The following is a 21,141-nucleotide window of genomic DNA, read 5'->3' as shown; positions in this document are numbered from 1 at the left end:
CGCCCACGTGCCGCGAATCGCGGCGCCGCGGGTCCGGCTGGGGTCCTCGCCCGCGCCCGTCCGGTCCGGTCCGCGATCTCGTCGAGCAGCCCCGCACCGTGCGCCGCGGGGATCGCCGCCGGATCCTCGGCCGATTCGCGCGCCTGCTTCCGCGTGATCGGTCCTATCGGTCGCGTGGGCCGGTTCCTAGACTCCGCATGGGTTCCGTTGTTCGGTTCGCCGTGACCGTGGGACGCCGATGCCGACCCCACTCGCCGCCCGCGCGTCGCGGAACGGCCGCGACCCGAGGTGATCGGGCCATCCGGCACCCGGACACCGACGACCGCGACGGTGTGCCGCCGCGGTCGAGGCGCATCCCGACGCCGGGCGATGTGTGGTCGCTTCCGAGGTGGACCGGATCCGGTGGTGATGGGCATCGCGTTACGCAGGATCGATGGGGGACGGGGTCGAAGGCGATGAGCGCAGGTCGCATGCGGTGGGAGGACGCGGGGGACGCGGGCGACGGCGGCGCCCGCCCGCGACCGGCGTTGACCCGACCACGCTGGTGGCCGGCCGACGCCGAGCTCGACGCGCCGGGCCCGGCCGCGCCGGCGTACGCACCGACCGAGCCGCGGTTCGCGGGCCCGCCGACTGTGACCGCAGGGGCGTTCGCCCAGGCGGACGTGCCACCGCCGATTCCGTTCGCACCGGGTTTCCAGGCGGACGGACCGCCGCCGACGGCGCTCCCGACGGGTACGGCGGGCGAGGCCGCGGGACAACCCCCTTGGTTCTGGTCGGCATCGGGAGTCTCCGAGACAGGAGCGGAACCGGCGGTCGGTGGGGACTGGTCGGCGACTTCGGGTGAACCGAACGCCTACGACTGGCAGTCCGAGCGGCCGAAGCCGCAGTCCCGGGTGCGTCTCGTGGTCGCCGGGGTGCTCCTGGTCACCGGCATCACCGTCGCTGCGGTCCTGCTCACCGGCGGGGACGAGGACACCGCCGCCGACGCCCCGCCGTCCTCGGCGCCGCCGGCGACCGCGAGTGTGATCGCTCCCGAACAATTGGCCGCGTATCAACCCCAGCAGGTGACCAGACGTTCCGCCGACGGACGCATCCAGGTGTCGTGGCAGGCGCCGACCCGGACCGACGGGATCGCCGGATACATGGCGATCGCGCAAAGTCCGGCCGGCGCCTACCAGAAGACCGAGTTGCCCGGCGCGGGTGAGACGAGCGTCGTCTTCACCGGCCCGCCGGTGAGCGCCGATTCGTGTGTGGTCGTGGTGACCCTGATCACCGGAACACCCTCGATGAAGTTGGCGCCCGGCAAGCCGGTGTGCGGACCGCCGGTGATCGCGACGTCCGTCCCCGGGACGCCCGGAACCAGCGCGCGGCCGTCCGCTTCGGGCCGCCCCTAGGCAGGCCCGACACCCGGCGGCCGGTTTTTCCGACCCGTTCCGTCCCGAACCGCTTCGACTCCCCTCCGCATCGGTTCCACCGACGAGAACCAATGTCCTCAGCTCGACCGAAGGAGCGCACGTGCCCGACGAATTCGTGGTGCCGGCGTGGCCCGTCGTCTCGATCGAGTTGTCGATCGACGACACGGTTCACGTCGACGGGGAGCTGATCCCGGTTCCGCCCGATGCGCTCCCGCGCGCGGTCGCGCTGGAGAAGGCGGCGGCGACGGCGCGAGCCCTGGGCCGCCCGGTGCGCGCCGAGGCGAGGGAGCCGGACGGCACGATCTTCCCGCTCATCGTCGCGCCGGATGGCAGGGCCAGTGCCTCCGACAGCGCGTTTCCTCCTCCCTCGAAGCGGCGCTCGCTCCCGGGCCGACGCAAGCGCACCCCGCGCCCGGACGTCGTCGAGCGGAGCCGGGACGCTCGGGAACGCTCGGAACGACCGTCGGCCGCCGACGGGTCGACGGGGACTCGGAGCCGGCTCCCGACCGGCGCGGTGGATCCGAGGGCGCGAGCAACGCCCGAGGGGCCGCACGGCGAGGCGCCTTCCGGGCCCTCTGGCGAGTCGGCGGACAGGCAGCCACCGAACCTGCCGACCGACGGCGCCTTCGGTGAGCCGCCGTTCGACCCCGGGCAGCAGGTCGAGCGGGCATCGACGCGGCAGGCGCCGGCCGGTCCGGAAGTCGAACCGGCCGCGCAGCCGCCCTCGTTCGAAGCGACGCCGACCGCGCTCGACCGGGCGGAACCGGCCCCCACCTGGCATCCGTCGCAACCGCCGGCTGCCCGGGTGCCCGCCGACGAGGAACCCCTGGCCTTTCCCGACCCGCCCGCGCGCACGGTGCCCGAGCCGGCGGAGCCGCCGGCTTCCACCCACCTGCCGACTCCGACTCCGACTCCGACTCCGCCCGAGCCGACCGCTCCGCCTCAGCCGACTGCTTCGCCTGAGCCGACTGCCCCGCCTCAGCCGACTGCCCCGCCTGAGCCGACCCCTCCGCCTCAGCCGACTGCCCCGCCTGAGCCGACCCCTCCGCCTCAGCCGACCGCCCCGCCCGAGCCGAGTCCGCCCCCCGTCCTGGTCGAGCCGACCGAGGAACAGGAGCGGATCCTTGTGGAGATCGCCCGCGCCGTGCGGTCGGGTGCGGACGACCAGGCACTGGCCATGGCCGCATCCCTGGACGCGTCGGTCGGCCACGGCGATGACGAGTACGCGCTGCCGCCCGCGCGCGAGGTGCATGCCTATGTGGCCCTGCTGACCGGTCGACCGGCTCTCGCGGTCGAGTTGTACGCCGACGCGGCCCTGGCTCGGGGCGCCCACCCACAGGACGCGGCCCGGATGATCGAGAACGCGCACCACTGCTGGTTGCGTGTCGAGGAGGTGGAGGCCGCACACGACCTCGGCTCGGTCGTCCTGCGCGCCTACTCGATGATCCCCCCACCGACCCAGGACGCGAGGCCGCGCAGGAGCGCCTACGATCCCTGCGCGCCCGGCTGGCCGAGTCGTAGCGGAGCAGCCGGCGGCCCGCACGAGTAGCGGGCCGCCGGCGTCCGGAGGCGGCCGGTCCGAACCGGCCGGCGAAGGAGGCGGGGCCGGTTCAGTCGCAGGGGGTTTCGGGACCACGCCGACGAATCACCCAGGTCGCCAGTCCGGCGCCGAGCAGCAGGGCGAGCGGAAGCCCCAGCCATACGGCGGGACCACCGAAGGCCGCACTCGCGCCGGCCGAGTCCTGGTTGCCGCCGGTCGGTTGGGCCGCGGAGCCCGGCGTCGGACCCCCGCTCGTCGCGACCCTGCCCGGCGAAGCGGTCGACCGGGGGGTCGTCGCGGACACCGACGGGTCCGGTGCGTATGTGGGCCCGGGTTCCCTGGTACCGCCGACGGACACGTCGATCGCGAGCGAGCGCTGTTCGCCCTCGCCCTGTACCGCCACCGCGAGGTAGTACCACCCCGGCAGCATGTCGGCGACCTCCTGTTGCCGGTCGCTGCGGTTGAGGTAGCGCACGGGCCGCGTGGCGAACGGGTCCGAACGTCCGGCGAAAATGTGCTCGGTGTCGGACACGGACCCCGACTCCTGGGCCAGTTCCTCACGCACGGGGTTGTACAGCCGGACCTCCGTCGGGGCGTAACCCCGCCCGCCGCCCACCCGCGCCTGGACGGCCAGGCTCTGACCCCAGTCCAGGCGGACGCGGTAGAAGGCCCATTCCCCGAACGCGATGTCGTCGGTGAAGTGGCCGGAGCCGGGCAGCGTGCCGGCGTCGGTGAACGAACCGCCGCCGAGCACCGGTACGGGGGAACCGCCCGGCTCGGTATAGCGCGCGATCACGGATTCGGCCGGGCCCGTGTCCGAAACGGCCGGTTCCAGGAAGATACGCAGTTCCAGTGGGACCGGCGGTCCGGTGCCCCGGCGGGTCGCCGAGAACACCTGTCGGCCCGGCTTGGTGCAACTGTTGTTGCGGCCCGTCGCGGTCGCTCCCCAATTCAGCGACGCCGTAACGACCTTGAGCACCGACTGGGACAGCCCGGTGTCCGTCTTGCACGAGGTGCTGCGCTCGTCGATCTGTTTCAAATCGAGCGCCTCCAGGCCCTTCACCGTGCTGACGGTCGTCCCCGACACGTACACCGTGTACCCCAAAGGCACGTCCACGGCGTAGTACTTGACCTCCTTGTCGGCCATCCGGTCCACGTAGTCGCCGGGGGCCAGTGACACCGCGCGGGCGCCGTCGGGCGCGCCGGAAACGGGAGTTCCGCTGGGGGTATAGGTGCGTGGCCCGTGCCGGCCCGGCCACTCGGATGCCGATTCCGCCGACGGCCGGTCCCGCGCCGGGCCGTTCGCGGCGGCGTACGCGTGCGGGAGCACGCCGGGCAGCGAGACCACGCCCAGGACGAGCGCTGCCGCACAGGCCGGGAAGGCTCGCAGTTTCATGCCCGGGAATGTAGATCAGGGTTGCACTTGCAAACAATAGGTTACCGAGGAGTAATGGCCCCCGGGGAGCGTCCGAACCCCTGCGCTAGGGTGACGACGTGCCCACACCGCTAGCCGGCCGTTTCACCCTCGTCGATCCCGTCGGAACCGGTATGTCCGGCACCGTATGGCGGGCGTTCGACCATCGGTTGGGTGGTTACTGCGCCGCCAAACTGGTGCGTCCGGTCGACGCGGGGTTGCTGCTGCGGGTGGTGCGCGAGCAGGGATTCAGGCTGGAGCACCCGCACGTTTCGTCGCCCTACACCTGGGTCGCCGACGGCGACGTGCTGATCGCGATGGAGTTGTTCGAGGGCGGGTCGCTGGCCTCGCTGATCCGTGATCACGGCGCCCTGCCGCCGGCGTACGCCGGGGCGATTCTCGGCCAACTCCTGGACGCCCTGGAGCATGTGCACGCGGTCGGCCTCGTGCACCGCGACGTCAAGCCGGCGAACGTCCTGCTGGAGGTGACCGGGCAGGATCGACCCCGTTGTCTGCTGGGCGACTTCGGCCTGGCCCTGCCTCGCGAAGGCCCCAGGCTCACCGAAATCGGTCATGTGGTGGGTACTTGGGGCTACCTGCCGCCGGAGGCGTCGACCGGCGCACCGCCGGACGTGCGACGGGATCTGTACGCGCTGGGCATCCTGGCGTGGCAACTGCTCACCGGGAGCGAGAATCCACCCGACGGGCCGCCGGACTTCCCCGTCGACGGCGGCGCGTTGTGGGACCTGGTGCGCACGCTGACCGAGCCCGAGCCCGACGCGCGACCGGAGCACGCCGCGCAGGCGTCGGCCCGGCTTCGGGAGATCGCCCCCGGCTTGGGGCCGGTGACGCCGGCGTCGACCGAGGACGGCGAGCCGATCGAGGTCTTCGACGTGCTGGGCCCGGTGCCGGAGGGCGCCCCGGACGGCCCGGTGCTGCGCGAGGTGTCGCGCACCTCGGACACGTGGCAGGAGGGTCGCAGGCCGAGCCCGCGCGGAGTACCCTCCGCCGCCCGGGTCACCGCGCCGGCGCCGGCGTCGGCCGAACCCCCGTCCGTACCGCCGACCCCGCCGGAGCCGCCCCTCGCGCCGTCGACTCCGATCGCTCCCCCCGAGTCCGGGCCGCCGTCGATCTCGCTGTGGTTGCGTGCGGCGGAGCGAAACGCCGCCGACCCGATTCCCGCGTCGTCCATCCCCTTCGCCTCGGCCGAAAATCGCGGTGCGCCGCGGCGGGTGGGACGCCGGGGCAGGTGGGCGATCGTCGGCGCCGTGCTGGCCGTCGCCGCGATGACGACCGCCGTGATCACCGCGGGCGGGGGTGGGGACGATCCGGTCGGCCCCGGTTCGACCACCACGCCGAGCGCGCCCGCTCCCTCGCGTACGCATGGTGGCGGGTCCGTCGGCGGGGCGACGGACCCGCCCGCGTCCCGGGTGTCCACGTCGGTACCGGAGGAGGTCGCGCCCGGCGGCGCGTGCAATTGGTACGAAGTATCGGCGGAGGCGCCCGTATCGGACGGTAAACGGGTGCGTTGCGCCTACCGGGAGGATGGGACGTATCGCTGGATACCGATCCCGGCGCCCTGAGTCCGCCGGCGGGTCGGTGTCGGGCCCGACCCGCCCGGCCACCTTCGATTCGCCGAGGGATTGCAATTGCAAACGTGCGGTTCGCAGTGCATGATGCCACGGTGGCCAAGTCGCAGGAGGACCAGGAAGCCGTCGCGCGCAATCAGGCGCGACAGATGGAGTGGTACGGCGAGCCGTTGAGCGATCGTTTCCGGCGGCTGTTGACCCGGCTGGGCACCTCGCAGCTGGAACTGTCGGCGATGCTGGGCCTGTCCGCGCCGATGCTCTCGCAGCTGATGTCCGGCCAGCGGGCCAAGATCGGCAATCCGGCGGTGCTGGCTCGGCTCCAGGAGGTGGAGGCGCTCGTCGCCTCGCCCGACTTCGACCGCCTGACCATCGCCGACCGCGAGGCCGCGTTGGAGCGCGTCCGCTCGCATCAGCCCAGCACCCGCACGGCCCTGCGACTGAACGGACCCGAGGTGCTGACCGGGCCGCGTGCGGACCCGGCCGCGGCGGTGCACGCGGTGTTGCGCGCGGTTGCCTCGGCCGCCGAGATCGAGTCGGCGGCCGAACTGCTCGCGAATCGGTACCCGGGCCTGGCCGAGGTGCTGCGCGTGTACGGCAACGGACGCACGTCGGACGCTCGCGAGCACTTCCAGGCCACGGTGGGCCCGCCGACGCTGTAGGCCACCGCCACCCGCGGGCCCGGTACGCCGGTCAGACCGCGGCGCGGGAGACCACCGGTCCCGCCGTGCCGTGGCGCAGGGTGTGCGAGGGCAATTGCCCGTATGTCTCGCGGTACATCGACCCGAAACGGCCCAGGTGTCCGAAGCCCCACCGGAGCGCGACATCGGTGACGGTGTCGCGGGAGCGCCCCTCGGCCACGTTCAGCAGATCGGCGTGCGCACCCGCCAACCGCACTCGACGGAGATGGCCCACGGGTGTCACGCCCAGGTGGACGCGGAACTTCTCCTGAAGCGTGCGCACACTCATTCCGGCTGCCGCCGCGATGGCGCCGACCGAGATGGGTTCACCGGCGTGCTCGGCGCAGTACGCCAGTGCCCGGCGCAGACCGTTCGGTTCGCTCGACCCCGTCTCGGGACCCGGGCCGGCGCCGTGGGCCGGCGCGCAGGAGAGCAAACCGTGTACGAGGACCTGTTCGAAGTGCCGTGCGGCCGACCGCGAGCCGGCCAGGTGACCGCTCGCGTCGACCATCGCGCTGAAGTCGCGGGCCAGCGACAGCCATTGCCGTACACCGAGGTCGGTGTTGTCCAGGTACGGACCGAGCGCGGGGGCCTTTCGGCGATCCCCGGCGGCGTCGCGGTCGATCGCCCGGTCCAGTACCTCGCCCGGAATACGGACGATCACCACGGAGGTGTCGGGTTCCCAACTCAGTCGGGCCGGCCGGCCGGGGTTCAGCACGCAGGGCGAAAGTGCGCTTTCCACGTCGTCGATGACGACCCGGCCCCAGCCGCGGTGCCGGATGGGGATCAGGTGATCCGCGGTGGTGCCGTCGAAGTACATGTCGGCGCGGGCGCCGTAGGCGAGTTCGAGGATGGAGATCTCGCCCTCGTGCAGTATCCGGAAGGTCGCCTTGATCCGCCCACCGGGCACGTGCAGCCGGTGCGGACCCAACCGCGAGGCCACCGCCGCGTGCACGGCCGCCGCGTCGGTCCCCTGGTAGAGCACGCGTCGATGCGCGGTGGTCTCGACCGAGGGAGCGCGGTCGACCGCGGTGCCGGTGGGCCGCTGCCCGACCAGGACGGGGCGGAAGGGGGTTGCTGCGGACATGATCTCCCGGCTCTTCGCATCGATGGAAGGATTCACGAGGGCTTGCCGGCGGATCGCGCGGTCGGCCGATATGTTCTTGGCCATCCCTTTTATCCACATCGTAAATACGCCTGCTCGATCGCTTCGACATCGGGTGTCACGGACCGCGTTCGAATGAACGCTCTTTTGTAGAGTGTCGGTGGATAGGACGCACCGCATAAGGTCGAGGACGTTACCCGACGCTGATAAATTCGCCGGTAACTACGCGGGCCGCGCCGGGTCGGCCCCGTGACGGGGAGTTCGATATGCCGAAAATCGATGACCGCAAGCCCTTTCCTACTGAATTGTTGGCCACGCCGGCCATGATTCGAGCCTGTGCGGAGCGCGACCTGGGGGCCATATTCCGGCTCGCCCAGGACGATCTCGGATTTACACTGAGTAAATTGGCCCGGCTGTGCGAGATGACCCCCAGCAGGGTGGGTGATTACGTCAAGGGAAGGGCTCAGGTGCGTCAGCAGCACGTCATCGAGCGTGTTTCCCACGGGTTGCGGATTCCCGGCGAAATGTTGGGCCTGGCCCCCCAGCCGTGGGAGGAGAACCGCGCCGCGGAGACCACCGGTGCGGCGGTGGATCCGGTCCGAGCCGTCGCGGTCGATCACGGGGAGGCGGTGCCGTGGGACGAGCCGGGGGACTCGGCACTCCCGTTCGGGGACGCGGTCGAACTCTCGCTGAAGGTGGACATCGAGGTCGGTCCCGAGGGAGACGTGCGGTTGACCTATCGCCAGGTGGTGCTCAATCTCACCGGACGGCCGCTCACCCGCATGGTCCGGGAGATGTGGTTCGAGCGCACCCGGGGTCGATTGACCATCACGCCCACCGACGCGTGCGATCGGCAGATCGCCATTCAGCGGCTGTACGACACCACCGGCCTGAGCAAGTTCGCCTGCCAGATCTCGCCACCGGTGCCGCCGGGGGAGACTACGGTCATCGAATACGTGTGTGAGGGAGGGATGTTCGTGGATTCGACGTACTGGCGTCAGGCCATCGCGCGGCCTACGCGAGACTTCTCCCTGAGCGTGACCCAGCACGGGGTCACCGAGTTCCGCGGGTGCGGTGCGATCGAGCAACATCCGGACGGCTCGGAGAACTCGGTGACCCAGCACACCCGGTGGAGTCTCGACGAGGATCGACTGCACGTGACGTTGTCCAGGCAAGACCTGCACGCCAATCAGTACGTGACCCTGCGTTGGGATGTGGTCCATGACAGTGCGTAACGAGATCGAGGCGGCGATTCGCGCCTGGCACCATCTGGAGGTCGATCGAGGCGGTGCCCCGATCATCGACTTCGACTTCTTTCCCGAGGCCGAGCCGGTCGCCGCCGCCGGCGATCGGCTGGCGGTGCACGCGCGGCTGAGCGACCTCGCGGCGACCCCCGCGGTGGCCGACGCGCCGCGTCTGGCCACCCGGGTGAACGCCGATCTGGCTTATCTGGGTGCTCAGTTGGGGGAGCGGCGGAGTCTCGACGAGTACGTCCGAGCGACCCAGGGCTGCGCCGCCGTGGGCTGGTCGGTGGACTACGTCGGCGAGCGCGCGGCGATCGCCCGAGAGCTGCTCGGGGCGCTGGGGATCGGCTGGCACGACGCCACCGATCGGGAGCTGCGGATCGCCGAGGAGCCGTTGCACGCCGACTCGGTGCCGGCCGAGATACGTGCGGCGACCGCCGACTTCGAACCGGCCGTCCGTAAAGTCACCGAGTCCGAGGCGTCCTACGAGCTGACCATCGAATGCGTCGACGTCGACGCCTACTGGGCCTACTGGCTCGACGGCGCCGGACGGCACGTCCGGCTGCGGCTCAATCCGCGCAACGCGCGCTTCACCCGGGTCGGTGCCCGGCAGTTCGCGCTGCACGAGGTCCTGGGTCACGGGCTCCAGGCGGCGAGTTTCGCCCATCGATGCACCAGCGAGGACGTGCCCTGGGTGCGGGTCCTGTCCGTACACGGACCCACACAGGTGGTCCTGGAGGGCCTCGCCCAGGCACTCCCGTTGTTCGTGGCGCCCGACGACGCGGTGTTGATCGCGCGCGTGCGGCTGGACCACTACCTGCAACTGGTCCGCAGCGAACTGCATCTGGCGATCAACCGGGGCGTGAGCGTGGCCGCGTGTGCGGCCCACGCCCGGGCCCGGGTGCCGTTTTGGACCGACGAGCAGATCGCCGATCTGATCTGCGACCGAGGAGCCAACCCGCTGCTGCGCTCGTACCTGTGGGCGTATCCGGCCGGCTTCGATTGGTTCGTTCGGCTGGCCGAGGAAGCGGGGCCGGTGGCCGCCGACGTGCTGCGCGCGGCATACCGGGCGCCGCTGCTCCCCGACGACCTGCACGACCTGTGGGGGGATGGGCCACAGGTGGGCGGGAGCGGGAATCCGCTCCCGCCGCACGCGCTCGCGCAACGCTGATCGGCCCGGCGCGGCCCCGCCGGAGCGGGGCCGCGGAATCGGGTCGGGTCGCCGCGCGATCAGACCCGAGCTCGCGCGCGGGCCATTCGCTTGTCGGCCGCCCGCGCACCGGGGGAATCCGCGTTTCCACCGGCCGCGTAGGCGCCCACCACCAATTCGCCCACCGCGTCCGCCACGGCCGAGTCGGGGACTCGCAACCAGGAGAAGTGCGCATTCGCGGCCATCCGCGCCGGCCACTCCCCGGGCTCGGACAATGCGTCACCGAACGTGACCGCCTCGGCGTACAACCGCACCGCCAACTCGGGTCGCCCCATGACCAGCGCGACGTATCCGTGCACTTCGCGCATGGCCAGTCGTTCCGCCGGATCGGCCGTCGTGGCCGCGCCGGCGTCCAGATCGGCGGCCATCGCCAGGGCCCGAGCGCCGTCCCCCGCCTGCACCGCGCCGCGAATCAGGTCCAGCACCAGGCGCTGCTCCCGCTTGGGCGCGGGCAGCCCATCGGGCAGCCGGTCCGACTCGGTGACCCGGTCGCGCGTCGAGGAGGCCGCCGGCTCGGCGGCGGCACCCGGCGGGGCCCAGGTCGGCCGAGGCGCCATCGGCGCGGTTTGGGCCGTCGAGGGCTGCGCGAGCGCGACGGGCGGCGGCGGCCGGAGGGGGACGGGTGCCGGCGCGGGGGCGGCGGCCTCCGGAGCGGCCCGACGCCGGCCGAACCGGCCACGCGGCTGGGCCGCCGGTATCGGCGCACCCGCCTCGGCGATGGAGCGGTCCGCGTACACGTTCAACGGAAAGATCGTCCCGTCCGCCTCCATCGCGTGCACCCGCACCGGATGCCCGAGCAGGCGAGCGTGCTCCGCGACGACCGCGAGTGCGGTTCCGCGCGGATCGCCCCCCGGCGGGACCGGGACGGTTTCACCGGCCACGCGTACGGATTGGTCCGCCGAGATCTCGACGGTGATGACGGGCCGGTCGGGTACGAGGCCAGTTGTCATGGGGGCTCCTCAATATCAGGAATCGACGCACAAGCGACACGGCGGTGACACGCAGTTGAAAAGCGCTTACGGAATCGACCCCGGGACCACGATCGAATGCCACCGCGCCATCGCTCGATCCGGGCGCCTGCCGGAAAGGGGGATGCGGAACTGATTTGCAGCATACATTCGGCGGCGTGACACGAACAGCGGCAGTTGTTGGCAGGCGCAACATTTCGAGGATAAAATAGTCGCCCGGTGCCTTTCGATTCGATGCGCACAGTGACACCGCCCGGTTACCTTCGGGTTTACCGAGTTCGGGTAACCGCAACGACCTTTGCGCGCGCGCTCGCGGGCTGCATCCTGGCGGCAGGTAAGGCACGATCTCGCATCGGCGGAGAGATAACGCATGAAACTCCCGAACAAGGTCGACGCCCTCGACGAGCTCACGGACGCGACCGAGTTCCTGTCCCCGGCGCGGACGGCGGCGGCCGTCCGGCGGCTGGCGGCGGTGTATCCGCACACCGCTCTCCCGGCGATCTACGAGAAACTGGTCGCCGTGCGCCGGTGCGCCACCTCGGCGGAGCCCGGATACGCGGATCCGGACGGTTCGCAGGTCGACCCGCTGACGAAGGCACTCGCGCTCGGCATCCACGGGTGGTCCCGACACGACCTGGGAGACACCCGCGAGGCTTTGGCGACGACCCAGGCGGGAGTACTGAGCGCGGTCGTGGACGCGCGCGACCCCAGCGCCGAAGTGTGGCTGCGCGGAGTCCAGTCGCTGATCGCCTATCGCGCCGGCTGGGTGCACGAGGCGCTGCGCTACGCACGACTGGGAGCCTCCGTGCACGACCCCGAAGTGGGAACGGCGTCGGTGTGGTTGCACTCTCTCGTCGCGCTGACCCAGGCCACCTTGGGAGACGCACTCGCGGCGTCGGCCGCACTGCGCGCCGCCGCCGATGCCCGCGAGTTGTCCCGACGGGACGAACTGGACGAGATCGGCGGACTGTTGCTTTTCGATCCGGCCAGGCAAAGTGCCTATGAGGCGCTGACCCGGGTGTTCATCCCCGGCGCGGAACGTCGGGCGATCGAAGCCGCGGAGAGCACCTTGAGCAGCTACGAGGCGGTCGCCCCCAGCGGCTACTCGCGCTCGGACGAGATGCTCGCCCGGGTCGCCATCGCCTTGGCCTACGCGAGCCTGGACGAGATCGAGGCGACCACGGAGGCGCTGCGCCCGGTGTTTCGACTGGACTCGGCCTGGCGTGTGCACGGACTGATCTCTCTGATGATGGTGGTGCACGTACGGCTGCGCCGTCCGATGCGGGCGCGCGAGACGCGGGTGCGCGAACTCCAGGAGGAGATCGAGACCTTCTGCCAGATGCCGCTGTCCCTGGACCTGTACACCTGAGCCGGATCGAGCGTCGGAGCCCATCGCGTCGCGGGCGTGCGAAGGGGGTCGCGGGGCGATGATCGCGCGCGATCACGACGTCCGCGCCGGGACACCGCGGTCATCGCGGCAGCCGCCCCTTGAGCCGCATCGCCGCGTACACGCGATCCTGGGCCAACGAACGCGCGGCCTCATGCGAGGTGATCCCTCGCCGCGCGCCGGCCTCCTGGACGAGCATGGCGTTCTCGCGCAGCTTGGTCGACACCGTCGTGCGGATCGACTCCGGATCGGGGCGAAACGCCGAATAGCGCGCGTCCATGGCGAATCCGGCGGCCACCACGCCGCCCGCGTTCGCGATGAAGTCGGGCACCACCACGATGCCCCGGTTGGCGAGCACGCGTTGGGCGGCCGCGGAGGTGGGCAGATTGGCGCCCTCCACGATCAGCCGGGAGGTGATCGTGGCGGCCACCGCCTCGTCGATCACGTCCTGGGTCGCCGCCGGAACCAATACCTCGGTGGGCACCGACAGTTCGAATCCCAGGGGGTGCGTGGTCCCGCCCGAATATTCCTTGATCGCGAGATCGCCGCTGTCCGCGTGCAAGCTCAGCACCCGGGCCACGTCCAAACCGTGCGGGTCGTACAACGCGCCGTGCACGGAGGACACCGCGACCACCGTCGCACCGAGTTCGGCGAAGCGGCGGATCGCTGCCGAGCCGACCGCGCCCAGCCCCTGGACCGCCACCCGCGCGCCCCGGAGCGGCAAGTCGAGGTGCGTGAGCAACGCGTCGGCGACCTCGGCCACCCCGAAACCGGTCACCCCCAGCCGGTCGTAGGGGACTCCACCCAGCACCGCATCGGTGCCGACCGCCGTTCCCCGATCGCCCAATTCGTCCTGGATGATCGCGGCGTCGTCCTCGGTCAACCCCATGTCCAGGCCGAATACGTACTCGCTCGGCACCTCGTTCGACAGTGCTCGGGCGAACGCCCGCAGGACGGCCTCCTTGTCCGGGCCGGCCGGATCATAGACGATCCCGGCCTTGGCGCCGCCATAGAAGAGGTCGACCGCCGCCCACTTCCACGTCATCACCCGGGCCAATCGGGCCACTTCGGTGGTACTCACGGTCGGGGACATCCGGGTACCGCCCTTGCCCATGCCGCGGGCGGTGTTGTCGATGACCAGCACGCCCTTCATCCCGGTTCGGGTGTGTGACACGGAGACGACCTTTTCCGGCCCCCACTGATCCATCAGCGACAGGACATCCGACATGTCGAAGCGCTCCCTCAATCCCAACGATCGATACGGCCACCGTGCTCCAACAGAGTCGTGGCACGCATCGCGAGTGCCTAGAGGCGCCAGCCCGAGACCTCGTTCGAGCGAGGCCAAGGAATCCTGATGCTCAACCCCTTGCACTTGCGCACGCTCGTCGAAGTGGTGCGCACCGGATCATTCGCGCGCGCCGCGCGCCGCACCGGATACACCGCCTCGGCGGTCTCCCAACAGATCGCCGCGTTGGAACGGGCCGTGGGCACCCCGTTGTTCGAACGGGAGGCCCACGGCATCCGGCCGACCGGGACCGCCTTCACGATCGCCGATCGAGCGCGCGACGCGATCGCCGTGCTGGACAGCCTGGAGCGCGACATCCGCGATGTGGTGCAGGGCCGCAGCGGCCGGCTGAGTCTGGGTACGTTCCCCACCGCCGGCGAACGCATGGTGCCGCACGCCGTGGCCGAATTGACCCGACTGCATCCCACCGCCGAGATCCTGTTGGACGAGGCCGAACCGGACGACCTGGTGCCGCAGGTGCAAAGCGGCGACCTGGATCTGGCCCTGGTCTTCGCCTACGACCTGGTGCCGCGCGTGTGGCCGAAGGAGCTGACGGTTCTTCCGCTCGTGGAGGAGACCCTGGCCCTCCTGCTGCCGAGGGGACACCCGGCGCTGCGCGAGGACGGGGTCGACGTCGGCGAACTGGCCGAGGAGCGCTGGGTGGCCACTCGGCCGGACACGGCCGGCTCCACGAGTTTGTCCCGGGTGTGCGCCGCGCATCGGTTCGCGCCCAGGATCGCGTTCCGCAGCAACGACTACGACGTCGTCCAGGGTCTGGTCGCCGCCGGGGCCGGCGTCGCCATCGTCCCGGGTCTGGCCTATCAGGCCCGGGACGGCGTGGTCGGTGTGCCGCTGGCGCACACGCCCTCGCATCGCCGGGTGTCCGCGCTGTATCGCACCGCCAATCGTAATCCGCTGCTGCCCGCGGCCGTGGACGCGTTCGTGCTGGCCGGCCGGGGACTACAGGACCGCTTCGTGCGAGCGGACGAATCGGTCCGCCGTGCCGCGGACGCCGGCCCCGAGCCGTCCCGGCGCCGCGAGGAGGCGAGCTGACCCACCGGTGCCAAGCGCCAGATCGGCTTACCCTTCACGCCACATTCCCGCAGCCTGTGCGCACTTGGCCGAGGCCCGCGCATGACGCACGCTTGTCGCACAGAGAGACCCGGTCGTCGCCGGCGGCGACCGGGCCTCTCCGATCGCGACACGGGTTCTTCCTGGAACGATTCTCGCCGTCATTCAGGAATGGAAGGGAACTGAGATGACCTGCTCCACTTCGTCGCCCGGCCGAGGCCGCGGCGGCGGCACCAGAGGTGGTTATCGCAACGCCGAGACGCGAACCAGGCGGGGTGCCCACTGCCTGCCCCGACTGGTGGCCGAGTCACCCGACCACCCGACGTCCGCCCCCGCGGGCCGAGGGAACTGAGCGCCGCGGATCGGTCGGCGGCCGGGCCTTCCCCCTCAATGGCGCGGGGGACGCGCACCCTCCCGGCCATCGCCGACCGATCCGCCGCGCCGGTACCGGTACGGAACCGGGGCTCCATCCCCGCCCGGATCCGTACCCACCATGGCGGCCCGGGTGGACCAGTCGCGCCGTATCCACCCGGGCCGCCGTGCGCCCGAGCCGAGTCGTTCCCGACCGCACACCGGGCGGCACGCCCGAAAGCCCAGGACCCACCCGCACGACGAACGAGCGCCGACCCACAGCCGGGTCGGCGCTCGTTCGTCGTGCGGGTGGCCTGCGTCCGGCCTCGCGGGCCGCGGCCCCGAGACCGACGCGGCGGGGCCGGGTCCGTGTCGGACCTGGCCCCGCCTGTGGAACTCGACGTTGCCGACGGCGAGGCGTCAGCCGGCGCCGGGCCGGCCGCTGCTCGCGCCTCGGTATCCGAGGTCCTGCGCGGCGAACTCCTTCCTGACCGGGTTGGGGGAGGTGACGGTCGCCACGGTGGCGCCGTTGCGGACGATCGACGCCGAGTTGCTGCCGATCGCCAGCGGGAAGAGCCGGGCCTGCACACCGGCCGCCGCCTGGTAGGGCTGACTGCCGCCGCCGATGGTGGCATTCACCGTCGCGGGCGCGGTGAGGAAGGTGAGTACCTCAACCGTGTCCCGGGGCGCGTTGGTCCCGGACCTGGGCGTCATCATCTTCGTCTGCGCGCTTGCGGTGGGCTTGGCCGCGGCGAACTGCACGCGATGCGTGAGGTAGGCCGTGTCACGGACGATCCTCGGCCAGGCTCCGGTCTTGAAGCGGACGAGGTAGTAATCCGAGATGTCGACCCAGGTGTGCCCGGAATTGACCGAGGGCGCGAACTGGGTGCCCTCGGAGTAGTCGTTCCAGGTGGTGAGCTGTACCCAGTCGGCACCGCCGTTGATGGTGTTGTCCCACGAAGTACGCAGGTTCTCGGTGTTGTTCGCCTCGTCGTAGATGCCCTGGTTGGGGCGCTCGTCCTGAACCGCGACCGGCTGCATCCAGATCTTGCCGAGGCTGTGCGCCTTGGCGATGTCCGCCTGGATGTTGCCCTGTCGGTTGGGACTGCGGTTGCCCCAACTGGAGAACCCGTAGCTGACCGAGGCGTACTTGTCCGCGTTCGCCGAGAAGTTCAGGAACACCGGGACCAAAGCGATCTTGGTCTTGTGCGTCTTGTCCATCGCGGCGGCGAACTCCGCCCACCACTGCGGCGTTTGCTGCTCCGCCTTGAACGGTGAGATCACCACGCGCCCGTCCGCCAGACGCCGGAGCGACGTGGAGGCGGTGAGCTCGGCCATCGACGCGGCGAGGCCGGCGGGAGTGACGTCCTTGAGGGAGGTCATGTCCGGCATCGGCACGATCGAGAAGCCGGGATCGGTGGTCTCGGCGGCCTTGATCAAGGTCTTGAGCCTGGTCCAGTGCGCGCTGGAGGTGGACAGCACGTCGACGGTGAAGCCGTCGATGCCGGCCGCGCTCGCGTCCCGGATCTCGCGCTGCATGTCCTGGAGTTGCCAGTCCCCGGCCAGTGGCGGGCGGGGCTGTGGACGGTCGCGCAGCAGCCCGCCGTAGGCGGCGTGCTTGCCGCTTTCGCCGCCCGGGGCCAGGTAGTTGCGGGTGTAGTAGTCCTGGGCGGGCTCCTTGTTGTCGAGCGAGGCGGGATAGGGGGTGAAGTAGTGCGCGTACACCTTCTTGTCGCTCGCGCGCAGTGCCGAGGTGGCCGGCATGTCGAAGGGGAGCGGCCCGGCGGCGGGGGCCGTCGGGTCGGTCCAACTCACCGACAGGCGTGGAGCCTGATCGGCCTGCGCGCGTGAGGACTGGAAGACCCCCTGCGCGCCCGCGGCCGCGGTGAGCGCGAAACTGTACGAACCGTTTCCGGTGAACGCACCGGAGACATCGATCGCGCCGACCTGCGAGGCGGTGAAGCCCCGGCGCGATCCGACGATGTCCCCGAACGCGGGCTGCTTGTTCCAGGTGAGGCTCTTCGCGGACCACGTTCCGGTGACCTTGTGCACCCGCACGGCCGTGTCGGTGGTTCGAGCCGAGTACAGGTCCAGACTCAACCGCACGTCACGCGCGCCCGCGGGAACACCCGCGACGGTGAACCGGACGAACGCGCGTCGTTCGGAGGCGGTGGCCCCCTCGCAGTTCGCCGGACAGACCGACAACCAGGTCTGCGTGGCATGCGCCTTGGCCGGCGCCACCTGGCTCACGTAGGCGTTTTCGGTGGTGGGCACTGTGGCCTTGGAGTTGTCCGAGTCACCCGAGGCCACGCCGAAGGTCACGGCGGTGCCGACCACCAGGAAGGCGGGTAGCACGAATTTGAGTGAACGAAATCGCAAGAAGCCCTCCACGGTACTTCGATGCAACCGAAGTCGTCCGACCGCAACGGGTATGGGGGGCGCCTGTCGAGCGCCGAGGACTGGACCGCGGTCCCGATCAGGACACCGATGCGGGGCGACGTCGGGAGCATAGGGCAGTGCCTCACCGAGTGCGACGGCCGGCGGCGCATTCGCGTATTCCGGATGAGGCCGCCGCGCGGGCGTTCGCTCCTTCCGGTCCGGACGGGGTGAACGGGCGTCGTGTCAGCGGGAGTTGCCCGGTCGGCGGCGCACCAGCAGGAGAGCGCCCACGCCGGCGACCAGGATGGCCGCGGAGGCGCCGGCGATTCGGCCGATGCCGCTGCTCGCGCCGGTCTGGGCGAGCCGGCCGGGTACGTCCGCGGCGGTGGAGGGCGGCCGTTGCTCGTCGGTCGGCGTGGATTCGGGAGTGGAGGTGGCGGTGGTCGGCGGTGCCGACGTCGTCGGGGGCTTGGTGGTCGGAGGCTTGGTGGTGGTCGGGGGAGCGGTGGTGGGAGGGGCTGTGGTGGGCGGGGTGGTCGTGGGCGGAGCGGTGGTCGGCGGCTTGGTCGTCGGTGGGGCGCACGCCTTGCCGCCGTTCCAACCGGCGATCAAGTCGAGCGGATACTTGGCGTCGGGGTAGTGCGGCAGCGGATTGGCTTTCCCGTCGAAGACCTTGTCGTTGCCGTACAGGTCGATCTGGCCGAAGCAGGGCGGCGCGTGCTTGGAGATGTCGAGAGCGGCGCTCTTGTGGTCACGATCGAGGGTCACGGTCTTGGAGCCGAGATAGCGCTGGGTGCCCGAGGTCTTCCAGGTGGGCCCGTCCGCGCTGTAGGCGGCGAGCGAGACCTTGTACGAGCACGACTTGGGTACCTCGCCCACGACGCGCACGCTCACCTTGGTGGCGAGCGCGCCCAACAGGCCCGCCGAGGACCACTTCTTTCCGCCGTCGATCGACCATTCGACGCGGGCCGACCCGCAGGTGTTCTTGGCGTCGTCGGTCGCGTGGGCCGATCCGGCGACCAGGATCGGCCCGACGAGCGCCAGGGCGCCCACCCCCAGGCCGACCGCGAGCGAACCGATAGGGCTTCGTTGCACTGAAAGGCTCCCCGAACTGGGTGAGATGCGGCGACCCGTCCGATGACGGAGTCCGGGGGTAGATTCCCGCCGCGTATCGGCGGCCGGCAAGGTCGAGTCGCTGAACCGTCTCGGGTATACGCACCGGTAGCACGCGTCCTCGCGGCGGCGCGCATTGCGGGAACCTCGATATGGTTTCCGAGCCGGGCCGATTATTTCCACAGCGCATCCGCGACGGCACGGTGTGTGAGTGGAATTGCAAATTCGAGAGCGCGCCCGGGTGACGCCGTATGTGCGGCCCGTGATCGGTGCCGAATATCTACCACCGGGCCGCGTCCTCGGCGGCGGGCGCGGGCGTGCGATCGGCCGCCCTGCCCTCGCTGTTCCCGGCCGAGGCCCGGGACGCCGTCGTGCGAGAAGCTTCATCCGGGCCGTCGGACGGCATGCTGTCGCAACCCTTCGGCTCCGGCGGGACATCACGAAACAGTCTCGCCCGAATTTGCTTACGGTGAATTCCGCGCGGCTGCGGCGGCGGGAATTGCGAGGGCTTATATTACCCGTGAGTATACCCGAGTCGGATAACGTACTCGACCTTATCCGAGTTCCGCCGGCGGTAAAAAATCCCGAGCAATGTGCCTTATACGGCGCGGGTCATGGCTTCGGGAAACACATTGACCCCGGACGGTCCACCCGACGCATGCCCGCTCCGTGATCGGCCGGACGAACGGGGGCGGTAATGAGCGCGACGTACGCGGAGAAGAGCCAGGCCCTGCACCGGAGCCGGACGAGTCGTCCCGGCCTGGCCGAGGGGCGTCCCGAGCGGGCCACCCCGCTCGCCGACGCCTGCCAGGACCTGTACGGCGACCCGTTTCACCCGGAGGCCGACGGCGAGCACGCGGCCGAGCGACGCGTTCGCGACCTGCTCACCGCGCAACGGCTGGCGGCCGGCCCGAACGGGGCCCGCGATCTGCTGCGCTGGCTCGCTCATCGCACCGGCGCACACATGCGGATCGTGGACCGAGAAGGGGCCGTGCAGCACGAGGCGTTCGGGGCGACCGGCCACCCCCCGACGCGCGACCCGGGCGAGCGCGCGGGGACGAGCCAGTCCATCACCCTGGGGCCGATGGGTGAGCGGGACGCACCCGAGGGGACGCTGCACATCGTCGGCCGCGTCGCCGGCGTCGACCACACCGAAGGTCTGCTCGCCGATGCGGTGCCCGTTCTCGGTTGGGCCTGGAACGCGGAGCGAACGGCCGCCGAGCGTGCCCGGATCGCCGAGGCGGGCGCGCGCAGCCGGCAGGCGGTGTTGCGACTGCTGAGCGCCGGCCATATCGCGACGGCCAGAGACGTCGCGCTGGCCATGGGCTCCCCGCTCCCCGACGTGGTGAGCGTGCTCGTCGTCCGGTTCCCCGAAGAGCGGCGCCGGGACATCGAGCGCGCGGCGCACCGGCTGGCCGGCGCCGGCATCCGCTGGGCGCCGGACCTGACGTGGTCCGATTGCCTGGTGTTGCTGATCCCCGCGGACGGGCGGGCCACCACGACGTCGGAGTGCGGCGACGCCCGGGAGCAGCGACCCGAGGCGGCCCATCGGGTGGCCGATCGACTGGCCCGGGAGTTCGTCGACGTCTTCGTCGGGGTCGGCGACGCGTTCCCACTCGAATACACCTCGGTGGCGTACGAGCAGGCCGCCCAGGCGCTGTCGCGAGCTCCGGTCGGTACGGATCGAGTGGTCGCGTTCGGCGAACACGCGACACCGGAAGAGTTGATCGGCCGCGCCGGCTCGGCCTGGGCGCGGCGGTTGCTCGCGCCGTTGCGGACGTATCGGCCGACCCGGCGCGCCGATCCGGGGGCCGAGGAGTTGACCACCACCCTGGAGACCTGGCTGCGCCTGGGTGGACGGGCCTCCCGCAGGCTGCACGTGCACCGCAACACCCTGATCGCGCGTTTGAAGAGCGTGGCCGCGCTCTTGGAGATGGACCTGGACGCGCTGGCCGTGCGCGCCGAGTTGTCCCTGGCGCTGCGGATCCTGGCGCTGCATCCGGCACCGGAGCGGGACGCCGCCGGCCGGCCCGACGCGGCGGAGGCCGATTCGGCCGACGAGGCCGCGACCGTCGAGGATCTGCTGGCCGTTCCCCGGGTTCGGGTCTGGGCCGAGGAATGGGTCGGCCCGCTCGGGTCGCGGGCTCACGACGTGGAAACCCTGCGCACCTGGCTCGAGTGCGACGCGCGCATCGAGCCGACCGCCGCGGCCCTGGCGATCTCCGCGCCGGGAGTGCGCAAGCGCCTGGTCCGGATCGAGGAGCGCCTGGGTATGGGGTTGATCGGTTGCCCCGCCACCCAGATCGACCTGTGGCTCGCCCTGAAGACGGGCGCCCTCGGCGCGGCGACCGGGCAGGACACCGCGACGCGATCCTGAGGCGACGCGGGGCGCC

Annotated in this window: 15 protein-coding genes; 9 read left to right on the top strand and 6 right to left on the bottom strand. The window is 71.2% G+C overall.

Annotated elements, in window-relative coordinates:
- Positions 1–455: 455 nt before the first annotated feature.
- Both A3IC_RS0132485 and A3IC_RS0132480 read left to right on the top strand, forming a co-directional pair.
- On the top strand, positions 456–1,394 hold the full coding sequence (locus tag A3IC_RS0132485; protein WP_158696186.1) for a flagellar basal body-associated FliL family protein: 939 nt from the start codon (positions 456–458) through the stop codon (positions 1,392–1,394).
- Positions 1,395–1,515: 121 nt separating this feature from the next.
- Positions 1,516–2,964, top strand: coding sequence for a hypothetical protein (locus A3IC_RS0132480; protein WP_020554253.1), 1,449 nt, complete (start codon positions 1,516–1,518; stop codon positions 2,962–2,964).
- 61 nt (positions 2,965–3,025) lie between these two features.
- Here A3IC_RS0132480 and A3IC_RS0132475 read toward each other — a convergent pair whose 3' ends face one another.
- Positions 3,026–4,351, bottom strand: a complete 1,326-nt coding sequence (locus A3IC_RS0132475; protein ID WP_020554252.1) for a hypothetical protein — start codon at positions 4,349–4,351, stop codon at positions 3,026–3,028.
- Positions 4,352–4,449: 98 nt separating this feature from the next.
- On the opposite strand from A3IC_RS0132475, the gene A3IC_RS62940 reads away from it, so the two are divergent.
- Together A3IC_RS62940 and A3IC_RS0132465 are read left to right on the top strand one after the other, a co-directional pair.
- Entirely contained in the window at positions 4,450–5,952 is a 1,503-nt protein-coding gene (locus A3IC_RS62940; RefSeq protein ID WP_281174553.1) for a serine/threonine-protein kinase, read from the top strand.
- Positions 5,953–6,053: 101 nt separating this feature from the next.
- Positions 6,054–6,617 (top strand): helix-turn-helix domain-containing protein, encoded by a 564-nt coding sequence (locus A3IC_RS0132465; RefSeq protein WP_026219004.1) that lies wholly within the window; start codon positions 6,054–6,056, stop codon positions 6,615–6,617.
- Between the two features lie 31 nt (positions 6,618–6,648).
- Here A3IC_RS0132465 and A3IC_RS62935 read toward each other — a convergent pair whose 3' ends face one another.
- Positions 6,649–7,806, bottom strand: coding sequence for an AraC family transcriptional regulator (locus A3IC_RS62935; protein WP_020554250.1), 1,158 nt, complete (start codon positions 7,804–7,806; stop codon positions 6,649–6,651).
- A gap of 356 nt (positions 7,807–8,162) precedes the next feature.
- Between A3IC_RS62935 and A3IC_RS57770 the strand changes: the two genes are divergently transcribed.
- Together A3IC_RS57770 and A3IC_RS0132450 are read left to right on the top strand one after the other, a co-directional pair.
- Positions 8,163–8,975, top strand: coding sequence for an XRE family transcriptional regulator (locus A3IC_RS57770; protein WP_158696185.1), 813 nt, complete (start codon positions 8,163–8,165; stop codon positions 8,973–8,975).
- Complete coding sequence (locus tag A3IC_RS0132450) at positions 8,962–10,155, top strand: hypothetical protein (protein WP_026219003.1); 1,194 nt, start codon at positions 8,962–8,964, stop codon at positions 10,153–10,155. The genes A3IC_RS57770 and A3IC_RS0132450 overlap by 14 nt, the downstream gene beginning before the upstream one ends.
- A gap of 59 nt (positions 10,156–10,214) precedes the next feature.
- On the opposite strand, the gene A3IC_RS0132445 is transcribed toward A3IC_RS0132450, so the two are convergent.
- On the bottom strand, positions 10,215–11,144 hold the full coding sequence (locus A3IC_RS0132445; RefSeq protein ID WP_020554247.1) for a hypothetical protein: 930 nt from the start codon (positions 11,142–11,144) through the stop codon (positions 10,215–10,217).
- A gap of 388 nt (positions 11,145–11,532) precedes the next feature.
- Between A3IC_RS0132445 and A3IC_RS62930 the strand changes: the two genes are divergently transcribed.
- Positions 11,533–12,531 (top strand): hypothetical protein, encoded by a 999-nt coding sequence (locus tag A3IC_RS62930; RefSeq protein WP_020554246.1) that lies wholly within the window; start codon positions 11,533–11,535, stop codon positions 12,529–12,531.
- 100 nt (positions 12,532–12,631) lie between these two features.
- Here the strand turns inward: A3IC_RS62930 and A3IC_RS0132435 are convergent, their stop codons facing one another.
- Positions 12,632–13,777 carry a Glu/Leu/Phe/Val family dehydrogenase gene (locus A3IC_RS0132435; protein ID WP_020554245.1) on the bottom strand — a complete coding sequence of 382 codons (1,146 nt, stop codon included), beginning with the start codon at positions 13,775–13,777 and terminating at the stop codon, positions 12,632–12,634.
- Positions 13,778–13,903: 126 nt separating this feature from the next.
- Here A3IC_RS0132435 and A3IC_RS0132430 point away from each other — a divergent pair, with 126 nt between their 5' ends.
- Positions 13,904–14,887: a LysR family transcriptional regulator gene (locus A3IC_RS0132430; RefSeq protein ID WP_020554244.1), complete on the top strand. Its 984-nt coding sequence runs from the start codon at positions 13,904–13,906 to the stop codon at positions 14,885–14,887.
- 789 nt (positions 14,888–15,676) lie between these two features.
- Here A3IC_RS0132430 and A3IC_RS0132425 read toward each other — a convergent pair.
- Positions 15,677–17,635 carry a glycoside hydrolase family 71 protein gene (locus A3IC_RS0132425; RefSeq protein ID WP_211232321.1) on the bottom strand — a complete coding sequence of 653 codons (1,959 nt, stop codon included), beginning with the start codon at positions 17,633–17,635 and terminating at the stop codon, positions 15,677–15,679.
- 243 nt (positions 17,636–17,878) lie between these two features.
- A complete protein-coding gene (locus A3IC_RS0132415) occupies positions 17,879–18,730 on the bottom strand; it encodes a hypothetical protein (protein ID WP_026219002.1) in 852 nt (283 codons plus the stop codon).
- A 715-nt stretch (positions 18,731–19,445) separates the two neighbouring features.
- Here A3IC_RS0132415 and A3IC_RS0132410 point away from each other — a divergent pair.
- Positions 19,446–21,125, top strand: coding sequence for a helix-turn-helix domain-containing protein (locus A3IC_RS0132410; RefSeq protein ID WP_020554240.1), 1,680 nt, complete (start codon positions 19,446–19,448; stop codon positions 21,123–21,125).
- The last annotated feature ends 16 nt before the right edge of the window (positions 21,126–21,141 follow it).

Source organism: Embleya scabrispora DSM 41855 (genome assembly GCF_000372745.1).
Classification (GTDB): domain Bacteria; phylum Actinomycetota; class Actinomycetes; order Streptomycetales; family Streptomycetaceae; genus Embleya; species Embleya scabrispora.
The sequence above is the reverse complement of the archived record's forward strand: the minus strand, read 5'-3'. Positions and strand labels throughout refer to the sequence as shown.